The following is a 14,749-nucleotide window of genomic DNA, read 5'->3' on the forward strand; positions in this document are numbered from 1 at the left end:
GAAAAGACCTGCCCTAGCCTGCCCCATCTATAATGGGACAAGCTTGTATAAAAGGGCTTTGTAATGTGAAATACTTACATGCCTGTTCAAAAAAGGATATTGGATGCTTACATGGCTGCCAAAGAGGTATCAGGTTCAACCTTGAAGGTCTTTTGTTCCGGTTTGATCTGAATTCCCGGACGGACCTTGAGCAAATTACCGCTGATGACCTTATCGCCAGATTCCAGACCACCCAAAACAATTCTGTACTTGTGGTTGTACAACTTGCCTATCTGGATGGGTTTTACCTGAACCGTATTATCTTCACCCACCGTATACACTATTTTTTGTGATTGATTGGTAGTGATCACTTCTTCGGGAATCAGTAAGACCTCGGTTTCTTGTCCCAACAATCGCATACGCCCGAACATACCTGATTCCAGTTCCATGTTCTTGTTGTCAAAAACTGCCCTTCCTCGAATGGTACCGGTGGTTTGATGGATTTCGTTATCCACAAAGTCCATATATCCGACCCTGTCATAGGAAGTTTCATTGGTCAACTTCACCAACACTTGCTTTTTACCGGTTGAAGCTTTTCCATCGTTGGTTCCAGGATTTCCAAAGAAATCCGTTTCACTGGCATCAAAATAAAAGTGCATAGGGGTCACTTGAAGGATCGTGGTCAAAAGGCTGGCATCTGCCGACCCTCCTGAAATATAGTTTCCCGGATCCACATATTTTTCACTGACCTTTCCACTGATCGGTGCTTTAATGGTGGTGTATGAAAGATTCAATTGTGCTTCGGCCAACCTAGCGCTTGCTGCCATTAACCTAGCCTCTGAGGATTTCGCAATCTGTTTGCGCTGTTCTACTTCTTCCATGGAAACTGCCCTCGAATCCTGCACGGACGAAACACGATCATAATCACTTTTAGTTCTTTGCAGATCTGCCTCCGCTTGCAATTTTTCGGCTTCCGCTTGTTTTAAGGCCGCATAAAATGGGCGTTGGTCCACAATAAAAAGCACTTGGCCCTTTTCCACAAAGTCGCCATCCTTGAACTTAACGGATTCCACATATCCGTTTACCCTAGATCGCACCTCTACTCTTTCCGAAGCTTCAAAACGGCCGATGTACTCATCCCAATTGGTAATCTTTTCTGTAGATGGGAGAATATAGGGTGTTGCCATGGCAACCACCTTTTGTTCTGCAGCGTTGGAATCGGCGCAAGATGTCAATACCGACCCAAGGATTGCCATAATGCATATGGCCAAAACTGTCTGTAAATTTTCCTTTTTCATGGTGTTGTTGTTTTTGGTTATAATGATTGATAATGCAAATACCCAAACCCCAATACAGGCTTGGTATGATAAAATTCTTTTAATGTTTAAATGAAAATACCCTGTCACGAACCGATCGGCCGGCCGTGATATGGTCAATGTCCAAGAACAAAAGTTTGTCTAGATGATGTGCTTTCGTTGTTTAATTGAGCATACGATAATCGTTCGGGGAATATCCCACTCGTTGTTTGAACAGTCTCGTAAAATGCTGCGGGTATTTGAACCCGAGTTCATAGGCAATCTGGCTTACTGACTTTGTGGTATCAAAGATGCGCTCCTTGGCCACATCAATCAATTTTGTCTGTATATATTCCTGTGCGGTCTTACCGGTTTCCTTTTTGACCAGGTCCCCAAAATAATTGGACGACAGGTTGAATTCGGAAGCAAAATACCCAACCGAAGGGAGGCCAATGTTTTTTGGATTATCCGATGTAAAATAATCGTTCAGCAAACCCTCGAACTTATTGAGAACTCCTTGATTTTGATTGTCCCTTGTGATGAACTGTCTGTCGTAAAAACGTAAACAGTAATTCAGGAACAATTCAATCGTTGAAACGATCAGGGTCTTGCTATGCTTGTCGATGGTCTGTTTCAATTCAAAAGCAATTTTTGAAAAGCTATCCAAGACTATTTCCCGTTCGCAATCCGAAATATGTAACGCCTCATTTACCTGATAAGAAAAGAAATTATACATATTGATGTTTTTGCCCAATGCCGTGCCTTTGATCAAATCAGGGTGAAATGCCAAGGCATGTCCTTTGGGTTTCATCCTTTTGCATTCCTTTTTTGACAGCTCCTCTGGTTTTGGAGCTCTACCCGCCACTTGACCAGGAGCCATGAACACCAAGGTTCCTTCTTGATAATCATAATAATGTTTTCCGTATTGCATATCCCCACACTTCACATCCTTCAGCATAACCAAATAGAAGCCAAAGTTCATTTTGGATGGCATTTTGGGTTCCACTTTTGAAAAGTCGATCACAGAGACCAAAGGGTGTTCTGTTTTTACCCCATAATGCTTGTTATATTCACAAATGCTGTCGAATTTTATGATCTTTTCCATGGGTCCTGTTGCTTTACGTCAACCAAAGTTAGGTCATTATCTTAGTCATGGTACACCTTGCGGTAATAATGGTATGCTTTCGGTAATTTATATACCAACACGCTCCAATGGTAAACCGTTATCGGCTCCTCTCCATAGTGTAATCGTTTATATCCTGAAGAACTTACATCTCTAATTCAAGTATTAAAAGATTGATTCCCAATCAATATTATGGGTTTTACTTAACCTACCCAAGATTACCTTTACAAGGTTGTACCAAGACTATTTAAAAACACGAAATTAGCGGTATAGTCAAGGTCAAAACATCCTTATAAAACCAAAAACAATGGTATTAAAGCATAAATCGATACTTTTTGTTATCCTGTTTGTCTTCCTAATAGGTTGCAGGACCAAAATAGATGGAGCAAATGAATCCATTAGCATAACAGAAATAGAGGGGCCTCCAAAATTCACAAATCCACCGACTGAAGTACCAGAAGGTATGGTGTGGATACCGGGCGGAGAATTTATGCAAGGGGCCGTTCCACAGGACAATATGGCCATGATGCATGAAAGGCCGGCCCATAAAGTGCATGTGGATGGCTTTTTTATGGACATTCATGAGGTCACCAATGAACAGTTCGCCAAATTTGTGGAGGAGACCAGTTATGTAACGGTGGCAGAACGGGAAATTGATTGGGAGGAAATGAAGAAACAGTTGCCACAGGGGACTCCAAAACCCCACGACTCTATTTTACAACCTGGATCCCTAGTGTTCAAAAAGACCAAATCCAGCGTACCCAACCTGTATGATTATTCACAATGGTGGGAATGGAAAATAGGTGCCAATTGGAACCATCCCAACGGGCCGGAAAGCACTATTGAGGGTAAGGAAAACGAACCTGTGGTGCACATTGCCCTTGAGGATGCCCTAGCCTATTGTAAGTGGGCGGGAAGAAGGTTACCGACGGAGGCGGAGTGGGAATACGCCGCACGGGCAGGCAAAAAGGATAAACTGTTTTTTTGGGGCAACGATATTTCCCAATTGAGTTCCCATGCCAATTCTTGGGAAGGAGAATTTCCAGTGAACAATACCATGGAAGATGGGTTTGAGCGTAGAGCACCCGTAATGAGTTATCCCAAGAATGATTTTGGCCTATATGATATGGCAGGTAATGTGTGGGAATGGACCAGCGACTGGTACAACACAAATTATTACAAGGAACTTGCCGATAAGAACGAGGTTACCCAGAACCCAAAAGGGGCATCCACTGCCTATAACGTTTTCAATCCATATGCAAGGGAAAAAGTAATAAAAGGGGGGTCTTTCCTTTGTAGTGCTTCCTACTGTGCCAGCTACCGAATCAGCGCCAGAATGGCCACCAGCCCTGACTCGGGAATGGAGCATTTGGGCTTTAGGACGGTTCTTGAAAGGAAAGGTGGATAAATGCATTCCAAACCATTCTGTCAACAGCTATCTTAACCAAGTTTTTCCTTGAAGAAATCGATGGTGCGTTTCCAAGCCAATTCGGCCGATTCCTTATCGTACCTCGGTGTTGTGGTATTATGGAATCCATGGTTCACATTGGGGTAGATAAACGCGGAATATTCCTTACCATATTCTTTGAGTGCTGCTTCATAGGCAGGCCATCCTGCATTTACCCTTTCATCCAAGCCTGCATATTGCAACATCAAGGGAGCATTGATCTTATCGATATCCTCTGTGGGTTGCCCTCCATAAAAAGGAACAGCTGCCGCCAAGTCAGCTATTTTAACAGCCATCATATTCGATATCCATCCCCCAAAACAGAAACCGACCACGCCTATTTTTCCACTGCAATCCTTATGGCGCTTTAAATACTCAAAAGCGGCGATAAAGTCTTCCAACATCTCATCGCGGTCTCTTTTCCGCTGCATTTCCCTACCTTCATCATCGTTGCCAGGATACCCGCCAAATGGAGTGAGCGCATCGGGGGCAATGGTTACGAAACCTTCCAAAGCGGCCCTTCTTGCCGTATCCTCTATATATGGATTAAGTCCACGATTTTCATGCACCACCACAATACCTCCCAATTTACCTTTGGCGTCCTTGGGTTTTGAGAGCAAAGCTTTCATCTCTCCACCACCCTTTGGAGAATTATAGGTGATGTATCCCGACTCAAGGTTGGGATCGTTCTTGTCCACCAACATAGTGTCTACATAGTTGGGCATAAGGAAACTCATCAATGATGCTACCGTTATACCACCAACGGCGTACAGTCCCAGTTTCTCCAAAAACTCCCTGCGTTGGATCTTGTTATGGGCGTAATCATCATATAGGTCGAACACCTCCTGTTTGATGTCCTCTTTTCTTAATTCTTTCATGATCTATTTTGTTGGCGTTACTTCATTCTACACGATATTGGTTATAAGCCCCTAAAGGGGGATATTCCCTTAAAAATACCAATAAAAAAATAGAAATCTTATTCCATCCTTAAAATATACTTTAAGCATTGTGATCAAGAGCAGGATGGAAATCTGGCAATTGGTGAAACAGGTATTTCTATTCCACATTACACCAATGTTTGGCCAATATAATTCACTAACAGGGGTTTGGTAAAAAAAAGCCCCTTAAAAAGGGGCTTTTTGTAGTGATCGCGGAAGGATTTGAACTCCATTCGCAATCCCTTGATTTTATTAGCTTTTACCTTGCTGATGTTTTGTTACTAACCGAATTACAGACTACTAAGGGTAATCTCCTTTCGTATGAACCAAAACTAATCAATATTTATTAAAAAGATTTAGAACTAGCTCGAGTTAAAAACTTGGCGCATTAATTAATCAATTTTCTGTTTAGATTTATCCATAAAATATCCAATGGCCCCGCCAATCAATGTAAAGACCACTACTCCAATCAATGCATCCCAAATAATATCCATCCCACTGCCCACAAATCTGTCCACATCATCCACAATTGTCACAAAATTTTTCACATACCCTGTGATGCCACCTGCCATACGTTGAACCATCTCGGATTGAAAATAGTAGCTAAAAGGAATTCCCAATAATGCTCCCATAAGGGCAAAGGTCACCATCTTACCTGCCATTTTGTTCAGCACTAGATACACTCCCAAATAGGCCAATATTCCTAACGGAATAAACAACAATGTAAGGACAACAAATATAACCCTCATGATGATAGGTTGTAGGTTCAATTTTAACGCGAGCTTGCTGCTTACTCCCAATAAAATCTTTTCGGGACGAGTTATTAATTGGATTATTTTCTGTGTATCCATTTGTTTTAGGTAATGATTGTTGGTTTAAAATTAAGATTGACATCTCTAATCTAAAATCGCTAATGATTTTCTGCCCTTTCCCACTTATTTTGTGTAGCATATCCTTTATTCTTTGCGAAAATGTGTATTTTCATTTTGACTTCAAATTAATTAATCGGTTGCCATATGAAATACATCTTTACCTTGATGTTATTCTCCATTGTAGTGCATTCTTCCGCACAACAATTTCAAATGGAACTAGATTCCCTGATTAAGAAAATTGACTCAAGTACGGTTGCCAATCAAGAAACCATCGACTTAAGAAACCAATACATCAAACAGGCCCTTTTTGCCAATCCTTCCGATACCACCCTCTTGACATTTTCAAAAAAAACGGTAGACTTGGCAACGGACTTGAGATATTGGAAAGGACTTTTGGTGGGATATGAACGTGTGGCCTTAGTGTATCAATATTCCTTCTCCAACCCATACAAGGCCCTGGAATATTATCACAAAGCCTTGGGTCTCATGGAAAAGGACAAGGACTTGCAAACGCTTGGATGGAGTATTTATGGAGGTATCGGCACTTTGTACTATGAGCAGGAAGAATACGGTAAGGCCTTGGAGCAGTTTAAAAAGGTCTTACATAACGATAAAAACCTTGAGCTGACCGCCACTGCAAACATTGCCAATATTTTCGGATCATTGAACCAATTGGATTCTGCCATTTATTATTACAAAAAGGCATTGAACTTGGAACAGGTAACAAACAATCCAACATACAAGGCCAACCTGTATAGCAATCTATCATTGATTTACAGTCAGGCAGATCAATTGGACGCCGCATTGGCATCTGCAGAAAACAGTATCGGCCTTATTGAGCAATATGGAATTGAATTTGTAAGACCCACGGCCTACGCCAATGCCTCAATGGCCTACCTGGGCAATAAGGATTATGTTAATGCTGAGCTATACGCCAACGAAGCATTACAGCTGAGTGAAGCACAGGGAAATGTTTTTCTTCAAAAGTCCGCTTGGGGCACGCTGGCCGATGTGTACTCGGCCAAAGGAGAATTTTCCAAGGCGTTGGAAGCCTACACTAAATTTTCAGTATTGAAGGATAGCCTCAACAACCAGAACCGGAGGGTAGAAATCAACCGCAGTCAATTGGAGTTTGAATTTGAAAAGGAAAGGACCATTGCTCAAGCGGAAATCGATAGGCAGTCTACCATCAAAACGGCTTCGCTCTTGGGGGGTGGAGGTCTTTTAGCAGCATCGGTATTAGGATTTGTGCTGTACAAAAGACGAAGGGATGTCTTGGAACAGAAAAAAGATGCAGAATTCAGGGTATTGGTTGCCGATACAGAATTAAAGGCCTTGAGAGCGCAAATGAATCCACATTTTATATTCAACGCTCTCAACTCCATAGGTGATTATATCCTTAAAAACAACAATGAAACGGCATTGGAATACCTTACCAAGTTTGCCAAATTGATGCGGATGGTGCTTGAAAATTCAGAAAATAAATCCATTCCTTTGGAAGAGGACCTAAAGTTTCTTGAACTCTATCTTCAGGTTGAGGCCAAAAGACAACCTGGTAAATTTTCATATCATATTCAGGTTGATGAAGCACTCGAAGTTGAAAATACATTGGTACCCCCATTGCTGTTACAGCCTTTTATTGAGAACAGTATCTGGCATGGATTCCGGGATAGAGATGGAATGGGACAAATTCAAATAACCATAAATGAAAATCAAGACATGCTCATTTGCTCCATCGAGGATAATGGACGGGGAATAGAGCATACAGCAAATGGAAATGAATCCAAAAAGTCTTTCGGGGTGGCAATTACTGAAAATCGACTCAAGATTTTGAACAAACAAAAAAACAAAGAAGGTAGATTGCAAGTTATCGACCTTGGAGAACAAAAGGGTACGCGGGTAGAAATCAGCTTACCACTTGAACACCTTTTTTAAATTGGAACAAAAGCCCATATGAAAATAGCTATAGTAGATGATGAGCAGCATTGCATAAATCACCTAGCCAACTTATTGAAACCCCATAGCGCTGATATGCAATTGTTCATTTTTGAAAATGCAGATGATGCCATTATCGGGTTGGAAAAAACACGCCCCGATATCGTTTTTTTGGATGTGCAGCTCCATGACAAAACGGGTTTCGATGTATTGTCGTCCGTTTCAAAACGAGATTTCAGCCTAATTTTTACCACGGCATATGAAACATATGCCATAGAGGCCTTCAAATTTTCTGCCATTGACTATCTTTTAAAACCAGTGGACAAGGATGATTTTGAAATGGCCCTTCAAAAAGCCACGGATAAGATAGAACAAACACAATTACATGACCGGGTCAAGGTACTGCTCTCCCATATTTCTACCAATAACAGCCCTAAACGCATCAGTGTTCCCTCCAATGATGGATATGTTTTTCTATTAATGGAAGATATTGTTCGTTGCCAAGCCGATGTAAACTATACCCATATTTTTACAACTGATGGTAAAAAATATACAGCTTCCAAAACCCTAAAACATTTTGAAAAACTTCTGGAGGGAGACCATTTCTTTAGAATCCATAATTCCCATCTTATTAACCTGTTATATGTAAACTCCTATCATAAAGATGGCTTTACTATCCTCAAGGATGGTATGAAATTAGAAGTATCCACCCGTAGAAAAGAGGCATTCATCAAATTATGCGGGAAATTATGAGTCAGAAGATTATCGTTTATTTGAACTTTGTTTTAATTAAACCACACTATTCGTGTTTGGAAGTCTAAAAATCCAAACGCCAATTACTATGATTAGTGAATAAATTAATGGCCAAACCGTTTTATCTGTCCATCTCGTTATAAATCCTTCATCAACAATATAGAAAGTAATCCAAACGGATAAAAAGGAATAGATTGAAAGTAATAATTTCCTTCTCCAAAATGGAATAGAAGATTTTAAACTTCTCTGTATTAATCCAAAAACAACCATTGCAGGAATTGAAAACAAGGAACCAACCAAGATCATTAAAATAATAATCTCATAAGATTCAAATATCTCGGAAAGGCTCGAATTATTAATTATAATTCCCAAAACAACTGCCAACACCAGCGGTGAGGCTATAGTTGTTAGAACCCATATTTGAGCAATGTATTTCACCAATAATTTGAATCGTTTATTTGAACTTTAAGTGAATCAATTATACTATACACTTTTATTATTTCTCAGCTATTAATTCAATGTGGTCACAATTGAGTCGAATCATTTTACCATTTTCAAAAAGATAAAATAATATCATCATTTTCGTCAGGCTTACTATTCCTCCTAAATCCGTCATTTATATCTCTCAATGTTTTTGGGAAAAATGAAATCACACTTAAAATATTTTCATCCTCTGGAAATTCTGTATTATCACCTTCTAAGGTGTTTTTAAAACTTACATTTTTATGACAGAACTTTAATCTTTTGAATTCATTTTCATGAACCCAATTTCCATTTGATTTAACAAAATCAACTTCAACCATATTTTCAGATTCCGAAATCTCGCAAAACTCAAAGTTGTTATGCAAGTCAATATGAACTCCGTTTAAAGTAACAGCATAATTTTCCTCTATATCAAAATTGGTTTTCATTCAATCTTTTGAATCGTTTATTTGAACTTTAATAAATGTAAGAATTTTCTAGTTGTTAAAATTTGGTTTTCGGGAAAAGGATAGAATAGTGGTCAATCAGTATTGAGAAATAGAATTTAAATATAGGGGTAAAAAAGGGTCTAAATGGGAAACCAATTAAGTGTACGGAAAAAGTAAACTCTTTAGAATCCGTGAACTTGTTTAAGAGTGAAAGTTCAAAAAAACCTCTCATAAATCAGAAATCGATATAATGGCGAACGCAACGCAGTGGAGTGCTGCAAGCCCCAAATCTTGCCAAACTAACCTTACTGAGTGAGGCAATTTTATCCAATAATCCGGTATACTCTTCTCATCATTCGAAGTAATCCAATGGTCTATTGGTCTCAATTTTATATCGTTCCAATCTCCATTCCGTTATTTTAAGCTTTAGATTGCTTTTCCATAGGTGCGATTTTGTTTTTTAGTGAAATTGCGTCAATTTTTTCGTCAAAAATTTCCAGTGTTTACTGGGCCTGCCAAAGGGTTTACTGTAGATTTCGGAAAAGTCTACTGTAGCCCCAATTTTTGAACAGTATTTCAAATACTGTTCAATTAACTGGTTTTCAACTTGTTGAAGACCCGAAAACAACCGTGATGGCGCAATTTGCGCATCACCCTCTTGCTATTCGATTTTTCACGCGAGCGTGAAAACCCAAATACCTTTCTTTGGTGTGCTAAGCCATCAATAAATCCAGTGTTTTTTTTAAATAGAAGTTATTGATTAAACATATCTTACCGAACACCACAAAAGTCAACCTCAAACGTTGAAGTAAGGACTTGGGACAAAACATACGAAGTGCATTTATGAATGGCTTTTCAGAAATACAAATCAAAAGTCAAGATTTCCAAACTTTCCCATATTGTCATTTGAATCTGAAAACTTCGAATCCAGAATCGTTTCTAGACCACTCATATCTTCACTTATTTTCTTATCCAATACTCTTGCATAAACTTGGGTAGTGGCCAATTTTGTATGACCTAAAATTTTGGAAACAGTTTCTATAGGAACCCCATTACTCAAAGTAATGGTGGTGGCGAAAGTATGTCTGGCCACATGGAAGGTTACATTTTTTGTGATGTCACATGCATCCGCGATTTCCTTTAAATAACTGTTTAATTTTTGATTGGATATCCTGGGGAACAATTTCTCAGATTCCCGTTTAGGATGATATTGATATCGTTTAATAATAGATAATGCTGGACCTACCAATGGAAGCTTAAAGCTATTTTTGGTCTTCATCCTTCTTGTACTTATCCAATATTTTCCATCTATCCCTAATACCAAATTGTCTTCAGAAAGGTCCATTATATCACAATAGGAGATACCTGTATAACAACTAAAAATAAATAAGTCCTTAACAATTCGTAACCGTTCAATCCCTGTAAAATAATCTTGAATTTTTTGAAGCTCCGATAAAGTCAAAAACTCTCTTTCCTTTCTTTCCATCCTGACCTTGAACTTTTGAAATGGATCTTTATCTATCCATTCATTATCAACGGCTATCCTAATCATTTTGCGTAGGCGTTGAATATGCTTCATAGCGCCATTGTTTGAAAGGTTTGCATGATGGTTAATGGGATGCAGTTTTCGTAAATATGTTTCAAACCCAACAATAAATTGATGATTGAGTTGTGATAATCTGTAATCATCACATTTATATTGCTTTTTGATATACCTTAATAAGTACTTTTGACAGGTCTTGTAATGACTAAGAGTAGCCCTGCAAAGAATATGTGCATTGTGCGTATTGTGGTACTCGAACAAATTCTTTAAAGTAAATTCACTCACATCTTCTCCAAAATAGTGAGCCTTGACCATCTGTGGAGTTATATGTGGCGTTCTAGATCGAATTTCACGATAGCATTGAAATAGTTCTGTTTCAACTTCCATCAGATAAGTATTGATTTCCTGAGCTTCTTTTGTTCGCCCCAGAACCTTTGACCCCTTACTGTCCCATATCTCTTTCGGGATAGTATACTTTAAACTCATGTTTGCCCTTTGCGAATCAACGGTGATTCGGGCATAGATCTTTGCAGTGTTGTCACTCCTTCGGGATGTGCTTATCCAAAAACTGATTGAAAATGTGGACCGGGTTCTCATAGGTTTTGTGTTAAATTGAACGAAAATCACCTACGAAAGTCAAATACTAAGTGTTTGTAATATAGTTAATTACATCCTTATTCGGTTAACACTTTGAAGAAAAAAATTTACTAACCGAATTACAGACCAAAACATACCAAATCAAACCAGTTCAAATGAGGGTCTTAATACATCAAAACCTTGCAAATCAATAAGATGTGCAAGGTTTTGTTTTTGTTTGAACTCTAAAAGTGAACTCAAGAGGACAAAGTTCAAACTTTTTGAAAGGCGATATTGAAATTATTATCAACCAATCATTGCATGTTAGGAGGCTTTGATTTTTAATAGTATACCTACGGGCACATTATCCGAAAGAGGTTAAATACCTTCACTGTATCACTGGTCTGGTAAAATTTTATACCTCTTACCTAACGATTCAACGGATTAGATTAGGTACGAACTGAAGACAATTATGTAAGATTTAGCAATGTCTATTTTGAATCTTGATTCAAAAATCGCTTTCGGACAATTCTTGCAGTTTGGTGCTCTCCCGTATAACACCATCCCGGGGGCATGAATACATACAATATTTTGTTTTTTAGGCCTGGAGCACTGACCACATCTTTGTAGAGTGCTTTGAATTCACCAAAATATACATCAAAGAAACTTCCCGAATCCATCTCACGGGTTATGCCATATTGGATGGGAAGGTGGTCTTCCTCATCTTGATAGGTTCCAAAAACCCTATCCCAAATGTTCAAGAGATTACAGAAGTTGGTATCCATATACAGGGGATTTCTACCGTGGTGAACCCGATGGTGCGAGGGAGTTAAAATAAGCTTTCCAAGGAACCCTAAACGTCCCTTTGGCAGCACATGCTCACCAACATGGATAAAAGTGGCATAGGTAATATCCAGCAGAAGAATGGAAAAGAACAGCTTTGGGTCAACTCCAAGGAGTATGCATGTTGCGGTGCGGATAAAATCAGCATACGGGAACTCTAGAAAAAAATGCGCATGGTTTACGGATAAGTTCATGGTCTCCGCCGCATGGTGTGGGGAGTGGAGGCACCAGAGCAAACGAACTTTGTGGCCAAAATAGTGATAGATAAAACTGCCCAATTCCCAGACTACATATCCATAAATGAACCAATACCAAGTGTAAGAGGTCTGAAAAGGTGCATATTCTTGAAAGAAACCGATACACCACACAATAGTGCCCAATGAAAGAATACGGCCAATCACCCTATTAAAGACAATGATGAAGAAGTTTACTTTGTACGTCTTTAATTGTTCCCTTTCCCTGAAAAAAACAATGAAGAACTCAACAAAAAGTAAAATGGGAAGCGCTAGGAAGACACAGGACATGATACCATCAAAACTTTTGAAAAATGCGTAATTTTCTGTTTTTAAGGCTTCCAGTATGCTGGTGAAGCCCATAAAATTCATTATTTCCTCAAAAACTGCATTCAAGAAATCCATAAGTTGATCGTATTTCACTTTGTTCAAATATACTATTTTTTATGTATGAACATATGAACATGCCTATAAGTAAACGGTTTGCGAAAACGTTTTAATAGTTCTCATGGAGCGTACCGGCGAGAGTTTACTATAAGTAATAACTTTATGCTATCAATAATTCAAACCTTCATATAATAATGAATTGACAAAAAAGAAACATTTTTTTTGGCAACATGCAATAAATATCTATATTTGAACATATGTATGAACATATGAACATAATATGCCTGATTTTAGATTGGCCAAAGATGGGCTGGGTTGGGTAAAATAGATGATATTTTAATAGAATTATTTGAGTTGTTGGGTTTAGTTCTAAAGATGAAAATGGGAAGAAGGAAGTGTTGGTTCAATGCTTTCGGTCTTCCCATTTTCGTTTAATGGCTTGTTCAACAAAGTGTACCGTTAACTAAACTATCCTTCAAACTGTGTATTTATGAAATGTTTGCGATTACTTTTATTACTGTCGGTCATGGCTGTATTAAGTTGTGATGACGACCCAGAACAAAACCCCGAAGGGTTTACCGAGTTCGTCACCAACATTGACGGTGACTGGAAGATTGACCAAGTGCTCCAGAATGGGAACGATATCACCAATTTTATCGATTTTCAATCTTTTTCCTTGCAATTATCCTACGAAAATGGGATGCCATCTTCATATACCCTTTCCAATCTAACAACACCTTTTGTTTTGGGGCAGGCGAGTGGGAACTGGTCATTTGATGATCCTGTATATCCTACCAAGATCAATTTCTCGGATGGTACAAGCCTGGATATTCAGGGAGCAGTGCTTTCCGGAGGGGATGAGCTTACAGTGACCGTTCCTATGGGCTGTACCTCTAATACGTATACGTATCGATTGAGCAAATAACCAGAAACTAACATACACTGAAATGAAAAACAAACTATACAAACTAAAGCGCATCCTGTTTCAGCCAAAAGCACTGTTTCTGTTGTTTTTGTTGTTGAGTATGTGTATTACGATTACCAATGTAAATCAACCCTCTTCCATGGGTGTAGGGGAAAGAATGGACATCACTATAGATGTTGATGTTGCCCCAGCCGAAGATGCGGCCCACAACATTATATTTGGCGTTTTGGCTCCTGAGGCTTGGGACATAGCTTCCAATGCCACGGTTTCCTACACTTCTGATAATGGAAACGGGGCCATGCGACTGGCCAATGGTGCCGACCCGGATTATGCTACACCCATTATGGATCTTGCCGGAATCGGTGAAAATTATGGGCTGGTAGAGTGGGTGGTGTTCATTTCCGATGAAACGGTATCCGGTGCAAATGGAGTGAACTTTTCCGGACAGATCCAGCTTTCCATGGATGTCGGGACCGATAACCTTAAAACACAACTGGGATATATTGTGGGAACTTCGGGATATGGCATCACCGAGGGAGAGACCGATATAAGGTTCACCCCTTGCATGGAAGTGACCGGAGGGTCCAATCCGTTGATAGACCTATGTGGTCCACTTCCCTTTCCAGTGACCTTTAAACCGGCGGAATATACGTATGATGATATTATCCATATTGGGTTTGATGCCACAAAAGGACCCGAAGGATCACCAACAGCGCTTTCCGGGGCTACTGATGTATATCTCTGTGCCAAAGCTGTTATAGATGGACAAGCTATTGAGGTGTGCGATAATGCCAGTATTACCAAAATGCGCAGTATCGGCATTGACCAATGGGAAGTATCTATATGGCCCAGACAGCTTTTCAATGCTTTGCCAAGTCAGGAAATTGCGGATATCACCTTCAGTTTTATCAATGAAAACGGAGATGTTGAGGTCAAGAATCCAGATACCGGGGAAGACTTTCAAATAATAGCCAACTGTACGAATTAAA

Annotated in this window: 13 protein-coding genes; 5 read left to right on the plus strand and 8 right to left on the minus strand. The window is 39.4% G+C overall.

What is annotated here, in order from left to right; genetic code table 11:
* Positions 1-107: 107 nt before the first annotated feature.
* Both D2V05_RS05890 and D2V05_RS05895 read right to left on the minus strand, forming a co-directional pair.
* Positions 108-1,277 carry an efflux RND transporter periplasmic adaptor subunit gene (locus D2V05_RS05890; RefSeq protein WP_147378235.1) on the minus strand — a complete coding sequence of 390 codons (1,170 nt, stop codon included), beginning with the start codon at positions 1,275-1,277 and terminating at the stop codon, positions 108-110.
* A gap of 181 nt (positions 1,278-1,458) precedes the next feature.
* Complete coding sequence (locus D2V05_RS05895) at positions 1,459-2,379, minus strand: helix-turn-helix domain-containing protein (RefSeq protein WP_119646616.1); 921 nt, start codon at positions 2,377-2,379, stop codon at positions 1,459-1,461.
* 325 nt (positions 2,380-2,704) lie between these two features.
* On the opposite strand from D2V05_RS05895, the gene D2V05_RS05900 reads away from it, so the two are divergent.
* Positions 2,705-3,805 carry a formylglycine-generating enzyme family protein gene (locus D2V05_RS05900; RefSeq protein WP_119646617.1) on the plus strand — a complete coding sequence of 367 codons (1,101 nt, stop codon included), beginning with the start codon at positions 2,705-2,707 and terminating at the stop codon, positions 3,803-3,805.
* A gap of 32 nt (positions 3,806-3,837) precedes the next feature.
* Here D2V05_RS05900 and D2V05_RS05905 read toward each other — a convergent pair whose 3' ends face one another.
* A complete protein-coding gene (locus D2V05_RS05905; RefSeq protein ID WP_119646619.1) occupies positions 3,838-4,722 on the minus strand; it encodes a dienelactone hydrolase family protein in 885 nt (294 codons plus the stop codon).
* 452 nt (positions 4,723-5,174) lie between these two features.
* The gene (locus D2V05_RS05910; protein ID WP_119646621.1) at positions 5,175-5,633 is read right to left on the minus strand and encodes a PspC domain-containing protein; all 459 of its coding nucleotides are present in this window, start codon (positions 5,631-5,633) and stop codon (positions 5,175-5,177) included.
* A 165-nt stretch (positions 5,634-5,798) separates the two neighbouring features.
* Between D2V05_RS05910 and D2V05_RS05915 the strand changes: the two genes are divergently transcribed.
* Together D2V05_RS05915 and D2V05_RS05920 are read left to right on the plus strand one after the other, a co-directional pair.
* Entirely contained in the window at positions 5,799-7,589 is a 1,791-nt protein-coding gene (locus D2V05_RS05915) for a tetratricopeptide repeat-containing sensor histidine kinase (protein WP_119646623.1), read from the plus strand.
* Positions 7,590-7,607: 18 nt separating this feature from the next.
* Entirely contained in the window at positions 7,608-8,342 is a 735-nt protein-coding gene (locus D2V05_RS05920) for a LytR/AlgR family response regulator transcription factor (RefSeq protein WP_119646624.1), read from the plus strand.
* A 36-nt stretch (positions 8,343-8,378) separates the two neighbouring features.
* Here D2V05_RS05920 and D2V05_RS19565 read toward each other — a convergent pair whose 3' ends face one another.
* From D2V05_RS19565 to D2V05_RS05935, 4 genes are all read right to left on the minus strand, one after another.
* Positions 8,379-8,780 carry a hypothetical protein gene (locus D2V05_RS19565; RefSeq protein ID WP_147378236.1) on the minus strand — a complete coding sequence of 134 codons (402 nt, stop codon included), beginning with the start codon at positions 8,778-8,780 and terminating at the stop codon, positions 8,379-8,381.
* Positions 8,781-8,896: 116 nt separating this feature from the next.
* Positions 8,897-9,253: a hypothetical protein gene (locus tag D2V05_RS05925; RefSeq protein ID WP_119646626.1), complete on the minus strand. Its 357-nt coding sequence runs from the start codon at positions 9,251-9,253 to the stop codon at positions 8,897-8,899.
* 868 nt (positions 9,254-10,121) lie between these two features.
* Entirely contained in the window at positions 10,122-11,393 is a 1,272-nt protein-coding gene (locus D2V05_RS05930) for a site-specific integrase (protein ID WP_119646628.1), read from the minus strand.
* Positions 11,394-11,863: 470 nt separating this feature from the next.
* Positions 11,864-12,871: a sterol desaturase family protein gene (locus tag D2V05_RS05935; protein ID WP_235855402.1), complete on the minus strand. Its 1,008-nt coding sequence runs from the start codon at positions 12,869-12,871 to the stop codon at positions 11,864-11,866.
* 454 nt (positions 12,872-13,325) lie between these two features.
* Here D2V05_RS05935 and D2V05_RS05940 point away from each other — a divergent pair, with 454 nt between their 5' ends.
* Both D2V05_RS05940 and D2V05_RS05945 read left to right on the plus strand, forming a co-directional pair.
* Positions 13,326-13,760 (plus strand): DUF5004 domain-containing protein, encoded by a 435-nt coding sequence (locus tag D2V05_RS05940; protein WP_119646630.1) that lies wholly within the window; start codon positions 13,326-13,328, stop codon positions 13,758-13,760.
* A 22-nt stretch (positions 13,761-13,782) separates the two neighbouring features.
* On the plus strand, positions 13,783-14,748 hold the full coding sequence (locus D2V05_RS05945; protein ID WP_119646632.1) for a DUF4961 domain-containing protein: 966 nt from the start codon (positions 13,783-13,785) through the stop codon (positions 14,746-14,748).
* Position 14,749: the final 1 nt, after the last annotated feature.

Source organism: Flagellimonas pelagia (genome assembly GCF_003584135.1).
GTDB classification, from domain to species: domain Bacteria; phylum Bacteroidota; class Bacteroidia; order Flavobacteriales; family Flavobacteriaceae; genus Flagellimonas; species Flagellimonas pelagia.

Bases quoted from the DNA above. Each gene is read 5' to 3' on its own strand.
- D2V05_RS05890 (WP_147378235.1), bottom strand. From the start codon at position 1,277: ATGAAAAAGGAAAATTTACAGACAGTTTTGGCCATATGCATTATGGCA.
- D2V05_RS05895 (WP_119646616.1), bottom strand. From the start codon at position 2,379: ATGGAAAAGATCATAAAATTCGACAGCATTTGTGAATATAACAAGCAT.
- D2V05_RS05900 (WP_119646617.1), top strand. From the start codon at position 2,705: ATGGTATTAAAGCATAAATCGATACTTTTTGTTATCCTGTTTGTCTTC.
- D2V05_RS05905 (WP_119646619.1), bottom strand. From the start codon at position 4,722: ATGAAAGAATTAAGAAAAGAGGACATCAAACAGGAGGTGTTCGACCTA.
- D2V05_RS05910 (WP_119646621.1), bottom strand. From the start codon at position 5,633: ATGGATACACAGAAAATAATCCAATTAATAACTCGTCCCGAAAAGATT.
- D2V05_RS05915 (WP_119646623.1), top strand. From the start codon at position 5,799: ATGAAATACATCTTTACCTTGATGTTATTCTCCATTGTAGTGCATTCT.
- D2V05_RS05920 (WP_119646624.1), top strand. From the start codon at position 7,608: ATGAAAATAGCTATAGTAGATGATGAGCAGCATTGCATAAATCACCTA.
- D2V05_RS05925 (WP_119646626.1), bottom strand. From the start codon at position 9,253: ATGAAAACCAATTTTGATATAGAGGAAAATTATGCTGTTACTTTAAAC.
- D2V05_RS05930 (WP_119646628.1), bottom strand. From the start codon at position 11,393: ATGAGAACCCGGTCCACATTTTCAATCAGTTTTTGGATAAGCACATCC.
- D2V05_RS05940 (WP_119646630.1), top strand. From the start codon at position 13,326: ATGAAATGTTTGCGATTACTTTTATTACTGTCGGTCATGGCTGTATTA.
- D2V05_RS05945 (WP_119646632.1), top strand. From the start codon at position 13,783: ATGAAAAACAAACTATACAAACTAAAGCGCATCCTGTTTCAGCCAAAA.